This is a genomic window from Arthrobacter sp. 10T44 (assembly GCF_056393885.1).
This window is the reverse complement of the sequence record NZ_JBFTGT010000010.1, coordinates 95,379-113,945: the sequence shown is the minus strand read 5'-3', so window position 1 is coordinate 113,945 and position 18,567 is coordinate 95,379. Positions and strand designations below refer to the sequence as shown.

Here is an 18,567-nt window from a genome sequence, read left to right as displayed (position 1 = left end):
GTCGCGGTAATCGATGGTGACCATGACCTGGGGCCGGAGCCCTCCGGTGGCGGGCAGTGCGCCGGAAGCCAGGGCCACTTTGCAGGCGCCGACCAGGCCGTCGAGGGATTTCTGCGGCCTCGACCGCCGGTCGAGCAGTGTTTCTTCGGTGCCCGCCACGCCGCCGGCCGCGCTGCCGGGTTCGCTGCCCGCGCTCCCGGTTGCCGCATCATCGGGAGCCTCGGTGCCGGTGCGGGGGTTGGTGGCGGTGTTCATCACGGTCAGCAGGTGTTCGAACTGTTCGGTCGCGGCGAAGATTTCCAGATGTTGCAGGCCGTGGCGGGGTTTCCGGAGGAACGCGCCCTGTAACTGGCGCAGGACCTCCTCGGAGGGTTCGGCGCCGTCCTGGTCGATCGCGTCCGTCCAGCGCCTCGCGACCCGGGCCAGGAAATCCGGGTCGTGCTCCACTGCGGTCCGGGTCAGGGCATGTTCCATCCGGGCGGCCGTCTCCGCATCGCACAGCGGCCGCACCCGGGCCAGGGCGAGGGTGATGATGGTCGCGGACCGCGACGGGACCGTACCGGCGGCCACGGCGTCGGCGAGTTCCTCGCGCAGGGGCGGGAGCGGCTGGCCGGTGATCCCGGTCCGCGGCAACACGTCCCCGGCCAGGGCCAGCCGGCGGTGGGCCTCGACGGCGGTGATCTGGAGCCGGTCCCGCAGGAACTCGCCGGTCTTGCGGTAGCCGTCATCGAGGACCGGGGCGTTCTCGGCGGCAGCCTCCTTGCGGGTCCGGTTCACCGCCCCGGCAGCAACAACCTGCAGGTATTCCAAGGCCCGGGCAGCCTCTTCGACCCCGGCGGCGAACTCCACGGCCTCACCGAACCCGAACAGCGCCGCATCCCCGGCCGCCGTCGCGGTCAACTCCCGTAGCTGTCCCAGAACGCTACGCAGTGACCGACCCCGGCGGACATCATCGCCCGGCCAGCCGGCCGGCCGAGCAATGAGGGCTGCACTGGTTCCCATGAATCAATTCTGCCGTGGACCTACGACATTATTGCCCGCACCGGAACAGCCGTCGCCCTCTTAGGACGGGGGCGGCAGCGGCGCGGAACCTGCACGGGACCGGCCACGGAAAACCCCCGGACATCACCACCCGGCCGCCTGGAGCAAAGGCGACCGCGGCACTGATTCCCATGGACCAATCCAAGCAGGAGGGTAGGACACATTTTGAAACAGCTCACACGCGGCCCGGATCCGCCAGACGGCGGCATGACAGACTAGCCGGATGGACAGCTCAGTCTCCCCGCAGCCAGCCCAACAGGACCCCGCTGAAGATCTGTCGGCCGCAAGCGCAAAGCCGGAAGAGCAGGAAACGCCCCCGCGCAACCCGTACCTCGAGCCCCGCCGGCCGCTCGGACCGCGGGACCCCGGCGATGCCTGGGTGGAAGGCGAACACGGCCGCTTCTGGGGCCGCTTCGGCTCCGCGGGACTGCTCGTCCATGATGCTGCGAAGGGTGTGCTGCTGCAGCACCGCGCCACCTGGAGCGACCAGGGCGGAACGTGGGGACTTCCCGGCGGCGCCCTGCATCAGGGTGAGGACGCCGTCAACGGCGCGCTCAGGGAGGCCAACGAGGAGGCCGCGGTACCGCCCGAATCCGTCCGCGTGCTGTTCACCTCGGTGTTCGACGTCGGGTACTGGTCCTACACGACCGTGGCCGCCCAGGTCGTCGAGCCCTTCGAACCGGCCATTAGCGACCCGGAAAGCCTTGAATTGCAGTGGGTCAGCCTTGAGGGTGTGGGCGACAAAGAGCTCCACCCGGGGTTTGCGGCCGCGTGGCCCGCGCTGCGTCGCAGGCTTCAGGCTCCCCGCGAAGGTGACCGCCGCGATAGTGACGGAGCCGGCACGTCAGGCACGTCAGGCAAGTAACGCCAGCGACGACGACGGCGGCGCCACGTGGCGCTAAGGCCAGCGGCTCCGCCGTCGAACGGACGCCTGGGCCGTGCAGCTGGCCAGTAAGACTCTCAGCCAATCACAGCAGGGTGTCCCCGCAGGAAAGAGCAGCGCTCAGTACCGGCCCGGGACCTCGAAGGCGGCCAGTATCCTGGCAAGATCCTGCTGCAGCGTGGTCCAGCCCTCCAGGTCCTCGGGAAGCGCGTCGCGCTCGATCCGATGCGCAGTCGCCAGCGCGGCGATACCCGACGTCGTCAGGGCCACAGAGAACTGCCTGCGGTCGCGCTGGTCCCTGGTTCGGGTGACGAGGCCGGACTCTTCGAGCCGGCCGAGCACCTTCCCCAAGGACTGGCTCTGGACCGCGATCCGGCGCGCCAGCTGCTCCTGGTTCAACGGCCCCCCGGCCAAACCCTGGAGGGCTATCACGGCGGCGTGCGACAGGCCCAGCGCCGCCAGGGCCTGGTCCTTGCGCCGCTCTACCACCCGTGCGGCCATGGATAAGAGCTGATCCGTCCGCCACCTCTTAGTGGCCGGATTATTGTCCGCGCTCTCGCTCATCCGCGGCACCCGGACCGGCGCCCTTTGCCTGCTCTTTTCGGTTCCCATGTTGCTCGGGGAACGGCGTTCACAATGCTCATGATGCCTCCCTCGCTCCGGTGGACAAACTTAAGGTGCGCGGCTATCACACGCCGCACTCCGGTCCTACCATAAGCATGCTTACTATGTATTTGGCAAGTCTGCTTACTATTCGGCGCCGCCGGGGCACGGCAAGTAGCCCCACGTCGGGGGCTCCATCGGTTGGGCGGAAAGCCGGGTCAGGCCTGCTTGGGCGCCGGGCGGCGGCGGTAAAGCCAGATGAGGCCAAGGATCGGCAGCAGCAGCGGGATGAAGCCGTAGCCGCGGCCAAACAAGGACCAAACCGTCTCGTGCGGGAAGTTGACCGCATCGAAAAGACTGAGCGCTCCGACCACCAGAACCCCGATCAGCTCGACCAGGACGGCGGTCACGGACACCTTGAACCAGGTCCGGCCGGCCTTCGCGAGGGACACGGTCGCCACGATGTAGACGACGGCGGCGAAGGCGGACAGCAGGTAGGCAAGCGGCGCCTCGGAGAACTTGGTGAGGATCTGGTACCCGGCCCGGGCGGTTGCCGAGAGCGCGAACACCGCATAGACAGCAATCAGCAGCCGGCCCGGTCCGGTGTTGCGGGTATCCTTCGACGCCGGGCGGGCGGTCCCGGCGGCGGTTTCGCTCGGCTGCCCGGCGGTGGTCCCGGCGTCGCCGCCAGTGTGCTGTGAAGCCGTCATGTTCTTCTTTGCCTCTTCCACGTCAGTACCAGATCTGGTTCATTCGGGCCGCCATCACCAGCGCGGTGACGCCGACAGCCGCCAGCACGAAATTGCTCCACCGGGTGCGTTCCAGGATGGCCCAGTACACCGCGCCGACCGGGAGCATCAGCGCTGTGACCAAGTAGCCCCAAAACTCCCAGGGCTCCCCCGCGATGTGCTCCCCCGACGCGACCCGGATAATCGAACCCACCAGATAGACCAGCAGGGACAGTTCGACGGCGGCCACCGAGAGGATTGTCGCATCGTTCGGGGCCTTCTTCAGGATGCCGGCACCGACGCAAAGGAGGGTGGAGAGCAGCCCTACCACCAGGATGATGTAGAAATACGCGTCCAAGGCTAGCCCGCCGGCTCTGCGGAGGAAGGCGCCGAGGAAGGCGCGGAGGAAGGCGTCACGGAGGCAGTCTTCCCGGCGGCCGGTTTTTCATTGTCCGGCGCGAAGACCAGCACGGGCTTGGCATAGCTTCCGGCGTCGGCCAGCAGCGCCACGAGTGAGCCGTCCGGCGCGAACGCGGCCGCGGGCTTCTCCGGCGTTGCGGCGTCCGGCGTGCCGGCAGCGGCACCCGCCGCGATCCTGCGGCCGAAGGACAGTTCCGTGGTTTCTTCCGCCGTGAGCTCCCGGTTGGGCATGAGCGCCCGGGCTGCCTGAGACATCTCCAGGACGTCCAATTCCTCGGCCAGCTGCTCCAGGGTGCGCGCCTGCTCCAGGCTGTAGGGGCCAACCTGGGTCCGGCGCAGGGCGGTGAGGTGGCCTCCAACACCGAGGGCCTCGCCGAGATCCCGGGCGAGGGCACGAATGTACGTGCCGGAGGAACACTCCACGGTCACGTCCAAGTCCAGGGCTTCGCCGTCCTGCGTGCGGCGGAGTTCGTGGATGTCGAAGCGGTAGATCGTCACAGGCCGTGCGGCGAGCTTCACATCTTCCCCGGAACGGACGCGGGCGTAGGCACGCTCACCGTTGACCTTGATGGCACTGACACTGCTGGGAACCTGCTGGATCTCGCCGGTCAGGGCGGCGACGCCGGCCCGGATGCCTTCCTCGGTGACCGCGGCGGCACTGCGGGTTGCGGTGACCTCGCCTTCGGCGTCGTCCGTGACGGTCGACTCGCCAAGGCGGATGGTGGCGGTGTAGGTCTTGGAGGTGCCCACGATGTAGGTCAGCAGGCGGGTCGCCTTGTTGATGCCGAGCACCAGCACCCCGGTTGCCATGGGGTCCAGCGTTCCGGCGTGGCCCACCTTTCGGGTACCGGCGATCCGCCGCATCCGTCCAACCACATCGTGGCTGGTCCAGCCTTGCGGCTTATCCACTATTACCAGTCCAGAAAGCACGCCTCCCAGTATATCCGCGCCGGGACGGCCCCCGGCGCGGACGCCCGGGCCTGGCAGCCGGCCACGGCTAGGATGGCAGACATGCCCGAGCTTGCAGCCCACGTCCGCGACGTTCCCGTCAACCAGATCCGCGAAATCACCGAGGCCGCCTGGCACACGCCCGGCGCGATCGTGCTGAGCATCGGCGAGCCGGGCTTTGCCCTCCCCCGGCACATCCTCGAGGCCGGGATGGCCTGCCTGGACCGTGACGAGACCAACTACACCCCCAATGCCGGCATTCCGGCGCTGCGGGAAGCCTTCGCAGCCAGATTCCGCGAGCACAATGCGACGCCGGTCGGCGCCGAACGGGTGTACGTCGTCGACGGCGCGCAGCAGGGCCTGCACTTTGCCATGACCTTGTTGCTCTCCCCCGGCGACGAAATCCTGATCCCCAATCCGGGTTACCCGACCTTTGCGATGACGGCCAGCCTGCTGCATGCCGTCCCGGTCGGATACCCGCTCTACCCGGACCACGACTTCCAGCCGCGGATCGAAGACATCGAAGCGCTGATCACGCCGCGGACCAAGGTCCTGATCCTCAATTCCCCGTCCAACCCGCTCGGGGCCGTGCTGGGCGAGGAACTCACCCGCAGCCTCCTGGAGCTGGCCCGGCGGCACGATCTCTGGATCATCTCGGACGAGTGCTACGAGGCCTTCACCTATGACGTACCGCACATCAGCCCGGCCCGCTTCGACAGCGACGTTCCCGGCGAGGCCAGGGTGTTCACCTCCCTGACCCTGTCCAAGACCTACGGGCTTACGGGGCTGCGCATCGGTGCGCTGATCTGCCCGCCGGGGATCGAGCAGCAGATGAACAACGTGATGGAGGCGATCGTTTCCTGCGTCGCGTCGCCCTCGCAGTATGCCGCGCTGGCAGCCCTGACCGGCCCGCAGGACTACGTCAGCCACGCCCACGCGCATTACCGGGCCAATCGGGACGCCGCCTCCGCCGTGCTGGAGTCCAAGGGCATCCCGTTCCTCACCGCGCAGGGCGCCTTCTACCTCTGGGCCGACGTCTCGCACGTCAGCGGCGGAGACGTTCGGGCCTGGGTGCGGCGCTTCCTCGGGGACTCCGGAGTGTCCTTCGCCCCGGGCACCGCGTTCGGCTCCATCGGCGAAGGCTGGATCCGGATTGCCCTGTGCGGCAGCCAGGCGGAGCTTGTGGAAGGCCTGGGCCGGCTCCCTGCCCGCGACCCGGCCGTCTAGTCCTACCGCCCGGGCGCGCCAGGCAGTAGCCTGACCAAACGCGGGTGCGGGCGGATTCACGGCGGGTGCGCGGCTGGCCCGGGAGGAGGACCTCATGTGGTGGCAGGACTTGTTGTGGGGCATCTGGAACGGGCTCACGGCCTGGATTGTGCTGATCGCCCACGTCTTCGGGGCCTGGCGGGAGTTCCCCTTCTACAACATGGGGCGGGCCGGCAACTGGTATGACTTCGGCTTCCTGCTGGGGATGGGCTCCCCGCTGCTGGGCGGCCTGGGCGCCCGACGGCGGCGCTGAGGCAGCGACGCCGGCCGATCCGGATCAGGGTTACCGGCTCAAAGCCGGATTTCGTCTTCCGGCAACGGCAGCGGCGCCTGCGCCGCGCTGAAGGACATCTTGACGATGAAGTGTCCCTCGGAGCAGTTCCTCGCGATGATGGCCCCCGCTTCGCCGGCCAGCTTCACCCCGAATTGAAGTTCCAGATGTTCGGGAGCGAGCTCCCTCATCACGTCGGCAGCGGCCCTGGCTGCCGGCCTCACCGCGGCAAGGGCGTCTTCAAGCCGCCGGCCGGCGTCGAGGATGCCGAGTTCGTTGCGCGCCGGCCGTTCGACGCCGAAGCTGCCTTCCTCGACCACCACCAGCACCGTTCCCGACCCGACCTCGTAGCGCAGGATTTCAGTCATTGCTTGCTCCCTTCGGGCCGGGCTGCCAGCGCACCGTCCAGCCAACTGCGCAGGGCAGCAGCCGGCGGGGCTCCCGCCTGCCGTGCCACGACCTTGCCGTTGGCGATCACCAGCATGGTGGGAATCGCCTGCACATCGAAGCGCCGGGAAAGCTCCGGAGACTTGTCCACATCCACCTTGACGAGTTTGACCCGGCCGGCCCGTTCCTGCGCCAGTTTGTCCAGTACCGGGCTGACCATCCGGCATGGGCCGCACCACGCCGCCCAGAAGTCCACCAGGGCGGGCACCGGGGACCGCTCCGCGACGGGGGCAAAGTCTGCGTCGCCGGCCTCGACAATCCACGGCAGGTCCCGGCGGCACTTGCCGCAGCGCGGGTGCCCGGCCGCAGCGGCCGGTATGCGGTTGGTCGTGCCGCACTGGGGGCACTTGAGGAGCGTCGTCGTCACGGCCGGTCGCCGCCGTTCCACTTGCCCGCAGTCATGCCTCCATGGGACGCTCGGGCCGGGACCGGGCATAGAGTCCAAAGTCCTCCGGAGCCCTGGCGGACACAGAACTGGCCGGGCCCGTTTCCGGGTCCGGCCAGTTCTGGCGGTGCTGGGGTTACTTGTTGCTGTCCTCGTCGACGTCGCCGTCGGCGGTGAGGTCAGTGTCCTCTTCGTCGAAGTCGTCTTCGTCGAGCTCGACGTCCTCCGGGATGTCGCTCTTGTACGGATCGGCGTCGCCGGCGTGCTTGGCGCTGGCGGCCAGGGCCGCAACCTCGGCGTCGCGCTTCTTGGCCTCGCGCAGCAGTTCCTCAAGGTTCGAGGCCACCACGGGGATCTGGTCGGCCACGAATTCCAGCGTCGGCGTCAACCGGACGGTGATGTTGCGGCCGACTTCCTGGCGCAGCACACCCTTGGCCTTCTCCAGGCCCTTGGCCGCGTCGGCCTGGGCCACCTCGTCGCCGAAGACGGTGTAGTAGACGGTCGCGTGCTGCAGATCATTGGTCACACGCGCGTCGGTTACGGTCACGCCTTCCAACCGGGGATCCTTCACCCTCCGGCCCAAAGCCTCAGCGACGACAACCTTAATCCGCTGCGCCAACTTGGCAGCCCGTGCGGGATCAGCCATTTCCACTCCTAAAAAATTTGGATGTACGACGACGCCGAAACGAATGCCGCACATTGGTGAGTTTGGTGCCACGCGCCTAAGTCAAGCCTACGACGGACTCCCGTTAGATTTTTTCCGGCGGCCTGGGAGTGGCATCGGGCCTGCCGGAGCTGGGCGGCCGACGTCGTCAGACGTTGGCCGCCCAGCGCAGGGGCGGGGCCGCCGGAAAGAATCCAACGGCCCCGCACCTGTTACTGCTGACTCGCCATCAGGCGGACCGACTTAGACGCGCGGCTTTTCGCGCATCTCGAAGGTCTCGATGATGTCACCTTCGTTGATGTCGTTGTACGAGCCAAGGCCGATACCACACTCGAAGTCCGTGCGGACCTCGGTTGCGTCGTCCTTGAAGCGCTTGAGCGTCTCAACGGTGAGGTTGTCGCCGATGATCTTGCCGTCGCGGGTGATGCGGGCCTTCGCGTTGCGCCGGATGACACCGGAGCGGACGATCGAGCCTGCAATGTTGCCGAACTTGGAAGAACGGAACACTTCGCGGACCTCGGCGGTACCAAGCTGGACCTCTTCGTACTCCGGCTTGAGCATGCCCTTGAGGGCTGCTTCGATGTCATCGATTGCTGCGTAGATGACGGAGTAGAAGCGCATGTCCACGCCTTCGCGGTCTGCCAGTTCGGCAACACGCTCGGCGGGCTTGACGTTGAAGCCGATGATGACGGCGGAGTCGACCGTTGCCAGGTTGACGTCGTTCTGCGTGATCGCACCGACACCGCGGTGGATAACGCGGAGCTGGACACCTTCGCCGACATCGATCTTGAGCAGCGCGTCTTCGAGGGCTTCAACCGCACCGGACACGTCACCCTTGAGGATGAGGTTGAGGGTGTCGATCTTGCCTTCGGCGACGGCCTGGTCGAAGTCTTCCAGGCTGATGCGCTTGCGGCGCTTGGCCAGGGCGGCGTTGCGGTCTGCGGCTTCACGCTTCTCGGCGATCTGGCGGGCGGTGCGCTCGTCAGCGGTCACGAAGAAGGTGTCACCGGCGCGCGGGACGTTGGACAGACCCAGCACCTGAACGGGGCGGGACGGGCCGGCCTCGGTCAGCGCGCTGCCGTCGTCGTCGAACATGGCGCGGACGCGGCCGTGGGCCGTGCCTGCCACGATCGTGTCGCCGACGTGCAGCGTGCCGGACTGGACCAGGACGGTAGCGACCGCACCGCGGCCCTTGTCCAGGTTGGCTTCGATCGCGATACCGCGGGCGTCCTTGTTCGGGTTGGCGCGCATGTCGAGGGCGGCGTCCGCGGTGAGCAGGACTGCCTCGAGCAGCTCGTCGATGTTGAGGTTCTGGCGGGCAGAGACCTCAACGAACATGGTGTCACCACCGTACTCTTCCGGAACCAGGCCGTACTCGGTCAGCTGGCCGCGGACCTTTTCCGGGTTGGCGCCTTCCTTGTCGATCTTGTTCACGGCCACGACGATCGGCACGTTGGCCGCCTGGGCGTGGTTGAGCGCTTCGATGGTCTGCGGCATAACGCCGTCGTCCGCTGCCACCACGAGGATGGCAATATCGGTGACCTTCGCACCACGGGCACGCATGGCGGTGAACGCCTCGTGGCCCGGAGTATCGATGAAGGTGATCTTGCGATCGGTGCCCTCGTGGTTGTGCGTGACCTGGTACGCACCGATGTGCTGCGTGATGCCGCCGTGCTCGCCCGCCATAACGTCGGACTTGCGGATGGCATCGAGCAGCCGGGTCTTACCGTGGTCAACGTGGCCCATGACGGTAACTACCGGCGGACGAGCCTCAAGCTCCTCGTCGCCTTCGGCTTCCAGCTCCGCTTCGAAGTCAATGTCGAAGCCGGAGAGCAGCTCGCGCTCCTCGTCCTCCGGCGAGACGACCTGGAGCTTGTAGCCAAGCTCCTCGCCCAGCAGGGCAAAGGTTTCCTCGTCCAGCGACTGCGTGGCCGTGGCCATTTCGCCGAGGTGGAACAGGACCGTCACCAGTGCGGCCGGGTTTGCCTCGATCTTGTCGGCGAAGTCCGTGATCGACGAGCCGCGGCGGAGCCGGACAATGGTGTTGCCGTCGCCGCGGGGTACGCTCACGCCACCCAGCGAGGGGGCACTCATCTGCTCGAGTTCCTGGCGCTTGGCACGCTTCGACTTGCGCTGCTTGCCGCGGCCTGCACCGCCCTTGCCGAAGGCACCCTGGGTGCCACCGCGACCGCGGCCACCCTTGCCGAAGCCACCGCCGGCCGGAGCGCCGCCGCCGGCACCGGGAGCACCGGTTCCGGGAGCGCCACCCGGGCGGCCCGGACCACGGCCGCCGCCGCCGGGACGGCCGGCACCAGCGGGTGCGGGACGTTCGGTGCGGTTAGGCATCATGCCGGGAGTCGGACGGTTTCCGCCGGCTCCGGGACGGGCGCCGGGAGCGCCGGCCGGACGCGGAGCGCCCGGACGTGCACCGGCAGCGCCGGCCGGACGCGGAGCGCCCGGACGTGCACCGGCAGCGCCGGCCGGACGGGGTGCGCCCGGACGGGGACCACCAGCGCCTGCTGCGGGACGGGGGCCGCCGGGGCGTTCGCCCTCGGTGCGGCTTCCGCCCGGACGCGGCATGCCTTGGGAAGGAGCGAACGGGTTATTGCCCGGACGGGAGGTGCGTTCGTTGTCGCCGCCGCGGCCGCGGGGCATGCCCTGGGACGTGGCGAACGGGTTGTTGCCGGGACGGGGTCCGCCCGGACGCGGCGCCGAGCCGCCCTGGCGTGCCGGAGCAGCCGGGGTTTCGGCCTTCGGTGCCGGACGTGCGCCGGGCTTGGCGCCGGAGGACGGAGCCGCCGGGGCCTCGGCAGCCGGAGCGGCGGCGGGTGCCGCTGCTGCGGGCGCCTCGGCCGGAGCAGAGGGAGCCGACGGAGCCGGGGCTTCAGTCTTGGTTTCGGCGGCCTTCGGCGCGGCCGGAGCCGGCGCGGGCGCCGGTCGTGTCGCTGCGGGGCTGGCCTTGGGGGCGGACGCGGGCGCTTCGGACTTCGGAGCGGCAGGCGCGTCGGGGTAGGCGTTGCGGAGTTTCCGCACAACGGGGGCCTCAATGGTGGAAGAGGCGGAGCGAACGAATTCGCCCAGTTCCTGCAGTTTGGTTACTGCATCTTTGGAAGTAATACCGAGCTCTTTTGCAAGCTCATGTACGCGGACCTTGGCCACATTTCTCCTGTCTCGGTCCGCACCGAGCCAGGCACGAACCGTCTACTTCTTACTGCGGGCCTCCGCCGCGATTGCAGCTGAAAGGCCCATTGCAGAGCGCAACAAAGTTGTCATCGTTGCGCACTCATCGCTGGGAACTCATCGGGTTTCCATCAGTTTTCTGACCCGCTTTCAGGTTGGACGGTTGTTGCTGCGGCCACCGGGGTGTCCACTGCTTGCGTGCCTGCCGTGATCCGGCGTTCGACGTCGGCGGTTCCGGCAGCGCCATTGAGGGCGCGTCCGAACGCTCGACGTTTGACCGCCAGTGCCAGGCACTTTTCGCTGGGGTGCAGCCATGCACCCCGGCCAGCCATCCGGCGTCGTTCATCCACCACGACAGCGGATGAACCGCTGGCATCGGCGACGAGCCGGACTAACTCCGACCGCAGACCCTTCTTCCGGCATCCGATGCAGGTGCGCTGCGGCTGATTCCCGAGGTGTTGCACTTCTGCCACTACGAGTATCTTCCTGCCAGTACGCATCTGCCGGCCCCCGGCTCCCGGTCGGAAAACCGGTCGCGTCGAAGGCACGCGGACACCGGCCGTTAGGCGCGGTCATGTCTATTCTAGCCCCTCCGGCCCCCGTCGCCCGAAACGGGGGCTACGCGGGAACCCCGGAGGGGCCACGGGCGCGGGTGCCGCGGGACGGCCCCGGTCCGGTGCTATTTGTCGCGGTTCTCCGCGGCGTCGGAGACGATGTCGATCCGCCATCCGGTGAGCTTGGCGGCCAGGCGTGCATTCTGGCCTTCCTTGCCGATGGCCAGGGAGAGCTGGTAGTCCGGGACGACCACGCGGGCGGACCGGGTGGCCTCATCCGTGATGGTGACCGAATTCACCCGTGACGGCGAGAGCGCGCTGGCGATGAACGAGGCGGGATCGTCGCTGTAGTCGACGATGTCGATCTTTTCGTCGTTCAGTTCAGTCATCACGGCCCGGACGCGCGAACCCATTTCGCCGATGCAGGCACCCTTGGCGTTGATGCCGGGGGTGTTGGCCTTCACCGCGATCTTGGTGCGGTGGCCGGCCTCGCGGGCCAGCGCGACGATCTCGACCGAGCGGTCCGCGATCTCCGGGACTTCCAGCTCGAACAACTTCCGGACCAGCCCGGGGTGGGACCGGGACAGCGTGATCGAGGGGCCCTTGGTACCGCGGTGCACGTCGATCACGAAAGCGCGGAGCCGGTTGCCATGGGTGTACTTCTCGCCTGGAACCTGCTCGGGCGGCGGCAGCAGCGCCTCCACCGTTCCGAGGTTGACCTGGATCATGTGCGGGTTGTTGCCCTGCTGGATGGTGCCCGCGACGAGTTCGCCCTCGCGGCCCTTGAACTGGCCCAGCACGTTGTCGTCCTCGGCGTCGCGAAGGCGCTGCAGGATGATCTGCCGCGCGGTGCTCGCCGCGATGCGGCCGAAGCCGGCCGGGGTGTCCTCGAACTCGCCGATCGGCGCGCCGTCGTCGTCGATTTCGGTGGCCCAGATCGTCACGTGGCCGCTCTTGCGGTCCAGCTCTGCACGGGCCTTCTCGAAGGCCCCCGGGGTCTTGTGGTAGGCCACCAGCAGGGCCTGCTCGATGGTCGGAATCAGGAGATCCAGCGGGATTTCGCGCTCACGCTCCAGGAGTCTCAGTGCGCTCATGTCAATATCCATTAGGCCTCCTCGGAAGGTCCATTGTCGTTCTCCAGACCGGCCTCTTCGAGGTGGCTGAACTCTATCTCGACTTTTCCACTACGGATCCTGTCGAAAGGAAGTTTGACGGGTTCGCCCTGCTTGGGCTTCATCCCCTTTTTGACGGCCAGCTCCGGAACCAAGGTCACGCCGCCGTCGTCGACGGACTGGATGCGGCCGGTGACGTTGTCGCCCTGGATCACGTTGACCGTGACGAGCCGTCCGCGGGCGCGGTACCAGTGCCGTTCCTCGGTGAGCGGCCGCCCGACGCCGGGCGAGGAGACCTCAAGGTCGTAGGGGCGCGAGTCGGTGCTCGGATCGTTGTCCAGGATGTCCGAGAGGGTCTTCGAAATCTCGGCGATGACGTCAAGACTGACGCCGCCGGTCTCCTCCTGCGGCAGGTCCACCACCACGTGGACCACCCGGTTGGCGCCGGCAATGTGGATGGAAACGTCCTCCAGGTACAGCCGGTTTGCCAGGACTGCAGGCTCGAGGAGCGCGTACAGGCGCTCGGCCTCCAGATTGTGAGCGGGTGCGGCTTCAGCCTTCCCCGTCCCGGTCCGGTCTGTCGAAGTCGTGGCTTCTGCGTTGGTCATGATGCCGCCCGCCTCCCGCTAGATGATGTTGTGTCTACTAGCGTAGCGATATTCCCGGCGACGTGGTGCACCCACTTCCCGGCCGGCATGACAACATGGTCTGTTGTGAAAGACGACAGCAGGGAAGAACGACGGCGGCTCCGGGCTCCCCGGCACCTTCCCCGGCTGGCCCTCCTCGTCTGCCTCGCCCTCGTGGTGGTGAGCCTGGGTATCGCGTTTAGGCCCGGAAATCCGCCGAAACCACCGGAACCGCCCTTCTCGGAGCAGGCGCGCGCCGCCGCCCTGGCCGATACCCTGCAGTTGCGGACCGCCGGCGAGCAGCTCGGCGCCGCCCCCACCGGCACCGGACGCCCCGCCGCGCCGGCTGCCGCCCGGGCCGCCCTCACGCGGACTGTGAGTTTGCTGACAACCCAGGCCCGCGCACTGCTGCGCCCAGGTCAGGCGCCGGCTGCCGCGCCGGCAACGGCGGCTACTTCTGCGGCGGCTTCTGCAGTCCCCGCCGACGCCGCCAGGCTCGCCGCGGACCTCGCAAAGAGCGGACGGCAGCGGCTCAGCGATGCAGCCGCGGCCGACGGCGGGATGGCCCGGCTGCTGGCTGCTGTCGGGACCGCTCAGCTGCTTCAGTCCTCCGCCCTCGCCGCCGCGGCCGGCGCCCCCGACCCTGCTGGCTCGGTGCCCGCCCCGGGGGCGGCCGCACTGGAAGCGGCCCCCGCCGGATCCTGCTCCGCTGCGACGGCGTCGCCTTCGGCCGCGCCCGCCAGCAGCCCCGGAGCCGCAACCGGGAACGCCGGGCTGCCGGGCGCCCTGGCAGCCCTGGTCAGCACCGAGCTGGAGACCGTTTACGGCTACCAGGTGGCACTGACCCGCTTGAACGGTGCAGCGGCCAGGTCGGCCGCCGATCAGCTCGCGCGGCACGAAGCGCTGGTCTCCGGGGCGGAATCCCTGAGCCGATCGCAGTGTGCCCCAATCCCTCCACGGGAACCCGGCTACGCCCTGGACCCGTCGTTCCTGGCTTCCCCGGGGCCCGGACTGGCCGCGCTGGAGGCCGCCACGTTGCCCGCCTACGGGGACCTCGTGGCCCTCAGCGACGGCGAGACCCGAAAGTGGGCCGTCGCGGGGCTGCTGGGCGCTGCGCGCCGCGCCGCCCTCTGGGGCGCGGACCCGGGAGCGGTGCCGGGGCTGGGCGCGGATCCGGCGTCGTTCCCCTCCCTGCCCGCGGGCTGAGGCTGGCCGCGGACGTGTCCGCGTCAAGGCGTCCCGGGCCGGTTCTCCCCCGGACGACCAAGGTCCTGCTTACCTTGCTTAGCCTTCCAATACTGGCCCGCGGCGCCAGCTGATGATTTGCTGTAGGCATGGAAACCAGCGGAGCAGCAGCACTTCATGACAACGAGCCCCACCACAACGACATCGCGCACCGGCTCAACTGGCTCCGGGCCGGGGTTCTAGGCGCCAACGACGGCATCGTCTCGGTCGCTGCGGTCGTCGTCGGCGTCGCCGGTGTGACCACGGATTCGGGGCCGATCCTCATCGCCGGCTCCGCGGCGCTCGTGGGCGGCGCCATCTCCATGGCCCTGGGCGAGTACGTCTCGGTCAGTAGCCAGAAGGACAGCCAGCAGGCGCTGGTCGAGAAGGAACGCCGCGAGCTGGCCGAACAGCCCGAGGAGGAACTGGCGGAGCTGGCCGCCATCTACCAGGGCAAGGGACTCAGCCCGGAAACCGCCCGAACGGTGGCCACCGAGCTGACCGCGCACGATGCCCTGGCCGCGCACCTGTCGGCCGAGCTGCACATTGACGAGACGGACATCGTCAGTCCTTGGCACGCGGCCTTCGCCTCCGCCGTCGCCTTCCTGGTCGGCGCCATCCTGCCGATGCTGGCCATCCTGCTGCCGCCGGAAAACATCCGTGTCCCGCTGACCTTCGCGGCCGTGCTCGTGGCCCTCGCGGCGACCGGAGCCATCGGTGCCTGGATTGGCGGCGGCTCGAAGATGAAGGCAGCCGTCCGGGTGGTAATCGGCGGTGCCGCGGCACTGGCGGCGACCTTCCTGATCGGCAGCTGGCTGGGCGCCAGCGGCATCACTGCCTAGGCCAGCCACTACGCTGGAGGCGATGAGAACGCCAGCAGCCGTCCCGATCCCGCCCGGCCTCACCGGCCGCTACGGCAACAGTGCCGAGGGCCGGTCCTGGCTGGCGTCACTCCCCCGGCTGATCGGACGCTGCCTGGAACAATGGCAGCTCGAGCCTGACCTCGCCTCCGGCGTGCTGCCCTGGCACGGCCACGGCGCCGTCGTGGTCCCGGTGCGCCGCCGCCCTGATAACGGCGGGACTGGGCCCCAGCGGGCCGGCTCAGCGGCGGTCCTGAAACTTGCCTATCCGCACGAGGAAGCACTGGTCGAACGCCACGCCTTGGCGCTGTGGGGCGGCCGGGGCGCCGTCCTGGCCCTTGCATCCGACCCCGACGCCGGCGCGCTGCTACTTGAGCAGCTCGACGCCGGGCGCTCGCTGCAGGACGTTCCGCTGGATGCCGCCGCGGACGTCTGGGGCGGCATCGTCCACCAGCTGAGCCTGCCGCCGGACGGCCGGCCGGAGTGGCGCGAGTTCGACCATGTGGCGGCCCGCGCCGAGCAATGGAGCGACGACCTCCCGGAGAGCTGGGAACAGCTGGGCCGGCCCTTCCCCCGCTGGCTGTTGGAGGCCGCCCTGGAGGTCTGCCAGACCCGCGGCGCCGTCGGCCGTCGCTCCGGCACCGACGTGCTGGTGCACACGGATCTGCACTTCCTGAACATCCTCGCCGTGCCGGGTGCCCCGGCGGCGCCCGGGGACTTCAAACCCGGGGACTTCAAGGCGATCGACCCGCAGCCCATGATCGGCGAAGCGGAGTTCGCGGTGGCCCCGCTGCTCTGGAACCGTCTGGCCGAGCTGCCCCGGTCCGGCGCCGGCGAAGCCTTGCTGCAGCGTTGCCTGGACTTCAGCTCCGCCGCCGGCCTCGACGGCGAGACCGCCCGGCAATGGGCCCTGGCCCGCGAGGTGGACATCGCCTTGTGGTACGCGGCCAAACGGAACCACGACGGCGACCTGGCCCGCTCGCTCTGGGTCGCCAGCACCCTCGCCGGGAACACCCTCGAGGGCCTGCCCGGGCCGCAGGAGCTGCCGGCGCCCGGGGACGCCATCCACCAGCCGGGCCAGCCCTAGCGGTGCCCCCGGACCGCTGCCACAGCGTCCCGCACGGCGTCGACGGCGGCTGCCACGTCGTCGTCGTCCGTGCTCCAGTTGCTCACCGAAATCCGCAGGATGTCCCGGTCCTGCCAGCGTGAGCCGGACATCCAGACCCGGCCCTCGGCAATGATCCGGGCCGTCACGGCGCGCGTGCTCGCGTCGTCGCCGAAGGCCAGCGAGACCTGGGTGTAGCCGACGTCATTGAGCACCTCGACTCCGTCCAGCCCGGCGAGTCGTTCGGCGAGCTGCGCGGCGCGCTGGGCCAGCCTGCGGACCTGCTCTGCCACCCCGGTGCGCCCGAGCGATTTCAGCGCCGCCCACACTGGGACGCCGCGGGCCCGTCGGGAGAGCTCCGGGACGGTTTCCAGCGGATCCCCCGCCCCGTCCCCGGCTTGGATCAGGTAGCTCGTGTGCACTCCCAGCGACGAGCGGAGAGCCGTGCGGTCCCGGACCACGACGATGCCGCAGTCGTAGGGGACGTTGAGGGTCTTGTGCGCGTCGGTAGCCCAGGAATCGGCCAGCCCCATGCCCGCCGTCAGGCCGGCGAGTTCGGGCACGGCGGCGGCCCAGAGCCCGAAGGCGCCATCCACGTGGACCCAGGCGCCGTGCTCCTTCGCCACCCTGACCGCCTCGGCAAACGGGTCGAAGGCTCCGGAGTGAAGGTTCCCTGCCTGCAGGCAGACGAGGGCCGGACCGGCGCCCTCGGCGAGTTGGCGTTCCAGTTCGGCCGGGATGATCCGTCCCTGCCGGTCCGACGGAACCGGGGTGGGCGTCCCGAGCCCGAGGTAGCGCAGCGCCAGGTCCACGGAGTCGTGCCGTTCCCGGCCCACCAGGCAGCGGATCCTGGGGGCGCCGAAGAGCCCGTCCCGTTCAAGGTCCCAGCCCGCGTCGGTCATCAGCCGCCAGCGGGCCGCGGCGAGCCCGGCGAAATTCGCCATGGTCGCTCCGGTGGTGAAGCCGACGTCGGACTCCGCCGGAAGTCCGAGCAGTCCGACGAGCCAGTTCCCGGCGGCTTCCTCGATCGCGGACACCGCTGGCGCGGCATAGCGCAGTACGGCGTTCTGGTCCCAGGCGCTGACCAGCCAGTCGGCCGCCAGCGCGGCCGGAAGCGTGCCGCCGATGACCCAGCCGAAGAAGCGGCCGGAGGGCATGGCCATCAGGCCGGGTTCCGCCCTGGCCGCAAGGTACTCCACCACTTCGGCGGCGGGGGTTCCTGTCTCCGGCAGCGGGCCGCCGAACTCGGCCGCCAGTTCCGCTGCAGTGGCGCTGGGCGCCACCTTGCGGCTGGACTGGCTGTCCAGCCATTCGTGGGCGTGGCGCACGGCGGCTTCCAGGGCAGCGCGGTAGGGGTCCGGACCGTCAGGCATAGCTGCATGCTACGCCTGGCCGCGCCGGTCCGGGAGGGCTTGGAGGTGCCGGCGCCGGAGGGCCGTGGTCCTTCAGGCGAAGGCGTCTTGCCAGACGTCGGAGCCGAGCTTGAGGATCAGCGCGCCCACCACTACGAGGAAGACGATCCGGATGAACTTGCTGCCCCGGCTGACGGCGGTCCGGGCGCCGAGGTAGCCGCCGGCCATGTTCGCTGCGCCCAGGACCAGCCCGAGCCCCCACAGCAGCGAACCGTGCGGCAGGAAGAACATCAGCGCGCCGGCGTTGGTGGCCATGTTGACGATCTTGGCCTTGGCGCTGGCCTCCAGGAAGGCGTAGCCCATCGCGGAGACCAGCGCGATGATCAGGAAGGAACCGGTGCCCGGGCCGATCATGCCGTCGTAGAAGCCGATTACGGCGCCGATCAGGCAGGCCACGACATAGTGCCGGTGGCCGTCGTGCCGCAGCTTGGTCAGCTCGCCCACGTTGGGACGGAAGGCGGTGAACAGGGCGACGGCGACCAGCGCCGCCACAATGATCGGCTTGAACACGCTGGCCGGCAGGGTCGCCGCCAGCACCGCCCCGCCGAAGCTGCCGGCCAGGGCGATCACCGCCATCGGCACCGCGGTGCGCAGGTCCGGCCGCACGCGCCGGTAGAAGGTGACGGCGCTCGTGGTGGTGCCGAAGATGGAACCCATCTTGTTCGTCGCCAGTGCCTGCACCGGGCTGATCCCGGGGATCAGCAGCATGACCGGGAGCTGGATCAGCCCGCCGCCGCCCACCACCGCGTCGACCCAGCCGGCGGCGAAACCGGCCACCACCACCAGGATGAGCGTGCCGAGCTGGATCGACTCAAGTCCGGAAACCATTCCCTGCAAC

Annotated in this window: 20 protein-coding genes; 6 read left to right on the top strand and 14 right to left on the bottom strand. The window is 69.1% G+C overall.

What is annotated here, in order from left to right; translation table 11 throughout:
• Positions 1–1,002: DUF222 domain-containing protein (locus tag AC1DBL_RS15335; protein ID WP_476926417.1), on the bottom strand; the 1,002-nt coding region annotated here is incomplete at its 3' end.
• 313 nt (positions 1,003–1,315) lie between these two features.
• On the opposite strand from AC1DBL_RS15335, the gene AC1DBL_RS15330 reads away from it, so the two are divergent.
• Positions 1,316–1,906: an NUDIX domain-containing protein gene (locus AC1DBL_RS15330; RefSeq protein ID WP_441419371.1), complete on the top strand. Its 591-nt coding sequence runs from the start codon at positions 1,316–1,318 to the stop codon at positions 1,904–1,906.
• Positions 1,907–2,044: 138 nt separating this feature from the next.
• On the opposite strand, the gene AC1DBL_RS15325 is transcribed toward AC1DBL_RS15330, so the two are convergent.
• The 4 genes from AC1DBL_RS15325 to truB form a co-directional block, all read right to left on the bottom strand.
• A complete protein-coding gene (locus AC1DBL_RS15325) occupies positions 2,045–2,425 on the bottom strand; it encodes a MarR family winged helix-turn-helix transcriptional regulator (protein WP_441419367.1) in 381 nt (126 codons plus the stop codon).
• A 320-nt stretch (positions 2,426–2,745) separates the two neighbouring features.
• Positions 2,746–3,237 carry a hypothetical protein gene (locus AC1DBL_RS15320; RefSeq protein ID WP_441419366.1) on the bottom strand — a complete coding sequence of 164 codons (492 nt, stop codon included), beginning with the start codon at positions 3,235–3,237 and terminating at the stop codon, positions 2,746–2,748.
• 22 nt (positions 3,238–3,259) lie between these two features.
• Entirely contained in the window at positions 3,260–3,613 is a 354-nt protein-coding gene (locus tag AC1DBL_RS15315) for a hypothetical protein (RefSeq protein ID WP_476893560.1), read from the bottom strand.
• 2 nt (positions 3,614–3,615) lie between these two features.
• On the bottom strand, positions 3,616–4,605 hold the full coding sequence (gene truB / locus AC1DBL_RS15310; RefSeq protein ID WP_441419364.1) for a tRNA pseudouridine(55) synthase TruB: 990 nt from the start codon (positions 4,603–4,605) through the stop codon (positions 3,616–3,618).
• Positions 4,606–4,686: 81 nt separating this feature from the next.
• Between truB and AC1DBL_RS15305 the strand changes: the two genes are divergently transcribed.
• On the top strand, positions 4,687–5,850 hold the full coding sequence (locus tag AC1DBL_RS15305) for a pyridoxal phosphate-dependent aminotransferase (protein ID WP_476893558.1): 1,164 nt from the start codon (positions 4,687–4,689) through the stop codon (positions 5,848–5,850).
• 94 nt (positions 5,851–5,944) lie between these two features.
• A complete protein-coding gene (locus AC1DBL_RS15300) occupies positions 5,945–6,142 on the top strand; it encodes a hypothetical protein (protein WP_175323187.1) in 198 nt (65 codons plus the stop codon).
• Between the two features lie 38 nt (positions 6,143–6,180).
• Here AC1DBL_RS15300 and AC1DBL_RS15295 read toward each other — a convergent pair whose 3' ends face one another.
• From AC1DBL_RS15295 to AC1DBL_RS15265, 7 genes are all read right to left on the bottom strand, one after another.
• Complete coding sequence (locus AC1DBL_RS15295; RefSeq protein WP_476926416.1) at positions 6,181–6,528, bottom strand: CU044_2847 family protein; 348 nt, start codon at positions 6,526–6,528, stop codon at positions 6,181–6,183.
• A complete protein-coding gene (trxA, locus tag AC1DBL_RS15290) occupies positions 6,525–6,974 on the bottom strand; it encodes a thioredoxin (protein ID WP_476917855.1) in 450 nt (149 codons plus the stop codon). The genes AC1DBL_RS15295 and trxA overlap by 4 nt, the downstream gene beginning before the upstream one ends.
• Positions 6,975–7,128: 154 nt before the next feature.
• Entirely contained in the window at positions 7,129–7,638 is a 510-nt protein-coding gene (gene rbfA, locus AC1DBL_RS15285) for a 30S ribosome-binding factor RbfA (protein ID WP_476893556.1), read from the bottom strand.
• A 261-nt stretch (positions 7,639–7,899) separates the two neighbouring features.
• Positions 7,900–10,815 carry a translation initiation factor IF-2 gene (gene infB / locus AC1DBL_RS15280; RefSeq protein WP_476926415.1) on the bottom strand — a complete coding sequence of 972 codons (2,916 nt, stop codon included), beginning with the start codon at positions 10,813–10,815 and terminating at the stop codon, positions 7,900–7,902.
• A 152-nt stretch (positions 10,816–10,967) separates the two neighbouring features.
• The gene (locus AC1DBL_RS15275; RefSeq protein ID WP_476917543.1) at positions 10,968–11,309 is read right to left on the bottom strand and encodes a YlxR family protein; all 342 of its coding nucleotides are present in this window, start codon (positions 11,307–11,309) and stop codon (positions 10,968–10,970) included.
• A gap of 206 nt (positions 11,310–11,515) precedes the next feature.
• On the bottom strand, positions 11,516–12,496 hold the full coding sequence (gene nusA, locus AC1DBL_RS15270; protein ID WP_175323181.1) for a transcription termination factor NusA: 981 nt from the start codon (positions 12,494–12,496) through the stop codon (positions 11,516–11,518).
• The gene (locus tag AC1DBL_RS15265) at positions 12,496–13,110 is read right to left on the bottom strand and encodes a ribosome maturation factor RimP (protein WP_441419357.1); all 615 of its coding nucleotides are present in this window, start codon (positions 13,108–13,110) and stop codon (positions 12,496–12,498) included. The genes nusA and AC1DBL_RS15265 overlap by 1 nt, the downstream gene beginning before the upstream one ends.
• Positions 13,111–13,215: 105 nt before the next feature.
• On the opposite strand from AC1DBL_RS15265, the gene AC1DBL_RS15260 reads away from it, so the two are divergent.
• The 3 genes from AC1DBL_RS15260 (at position 13,216) to AC1DBL_RS15250 (ending at position 16,299) form a co-directional block, all read left to right on the top strand.
• Entirely contained in the window at positions 13,216–14,334 is a 1,119-nt protein-coding gene (locus AC1DBL_RS15260) for a ferritin-like domain-containing protein (protein WP_476917542.1), read from the top strand.
• A 128-nt stretch (positions 14,335–14,462) separates the two neighbouring features.
• Positions 14,463–15,194, top strand: coding sequence for a VIT1/CCC1 transporter family protein (locus AC1DBL_RS15255; RefSeq protein WP_476926414.1), 732 nt, complete (start codon positions 14,463–14,465; stop codon positions 15,192–15,194).
• A gap of 22 nt (positions 15,195–15,216) precedes the next feature.
• A complete protein-coding gene (locus tag AC1DBL_RS15250; RefSeq protein ID WP_476917541.1) occupies positions 15,217–16,299 on the top strand; it encodes an aminoglycoside phosphotransferase family protein in 1,083 nt (360 codons plus the stop codon).
• On the opposite strand, the gene AC1DBL_RS15245 is transcribed toward AC1DBL_RS15250, so the two are convergent.
• On the bottom strand, positions 16,296–17,690 hold the full coding sequence (locus AC1DBL_RS15245) for a pyridoxal phosphate-dependent decarboxylase family protein (RefSeq protein ID WP_476926413.1): 1,395 nt from the start codon (positions 17,688–17,690) through the stop codon (positions 16,296–16,298). The two genes, AC1DBL_RS15250 and AC1DBL_RS15245, sit on opposite strands and share 4 nt — an antisense overlap.
• A 72-nt stretch (positions 17,691–17,762) precedes the next feature.
• On the bottom strand, positions 17,763–18,557 hold the full coding sequence (locus AC1DBL_RS15240) for a sulfite exporter TauE/SafE family protein (RefSeq protein ID WP_476909699.1): 795 nt from the start codon (positions 18,555–18,557) through the stop codon (positions 17,763–17,765).
• Positions 18,558–18,567 lie beyond the last annotated feature (10 nt).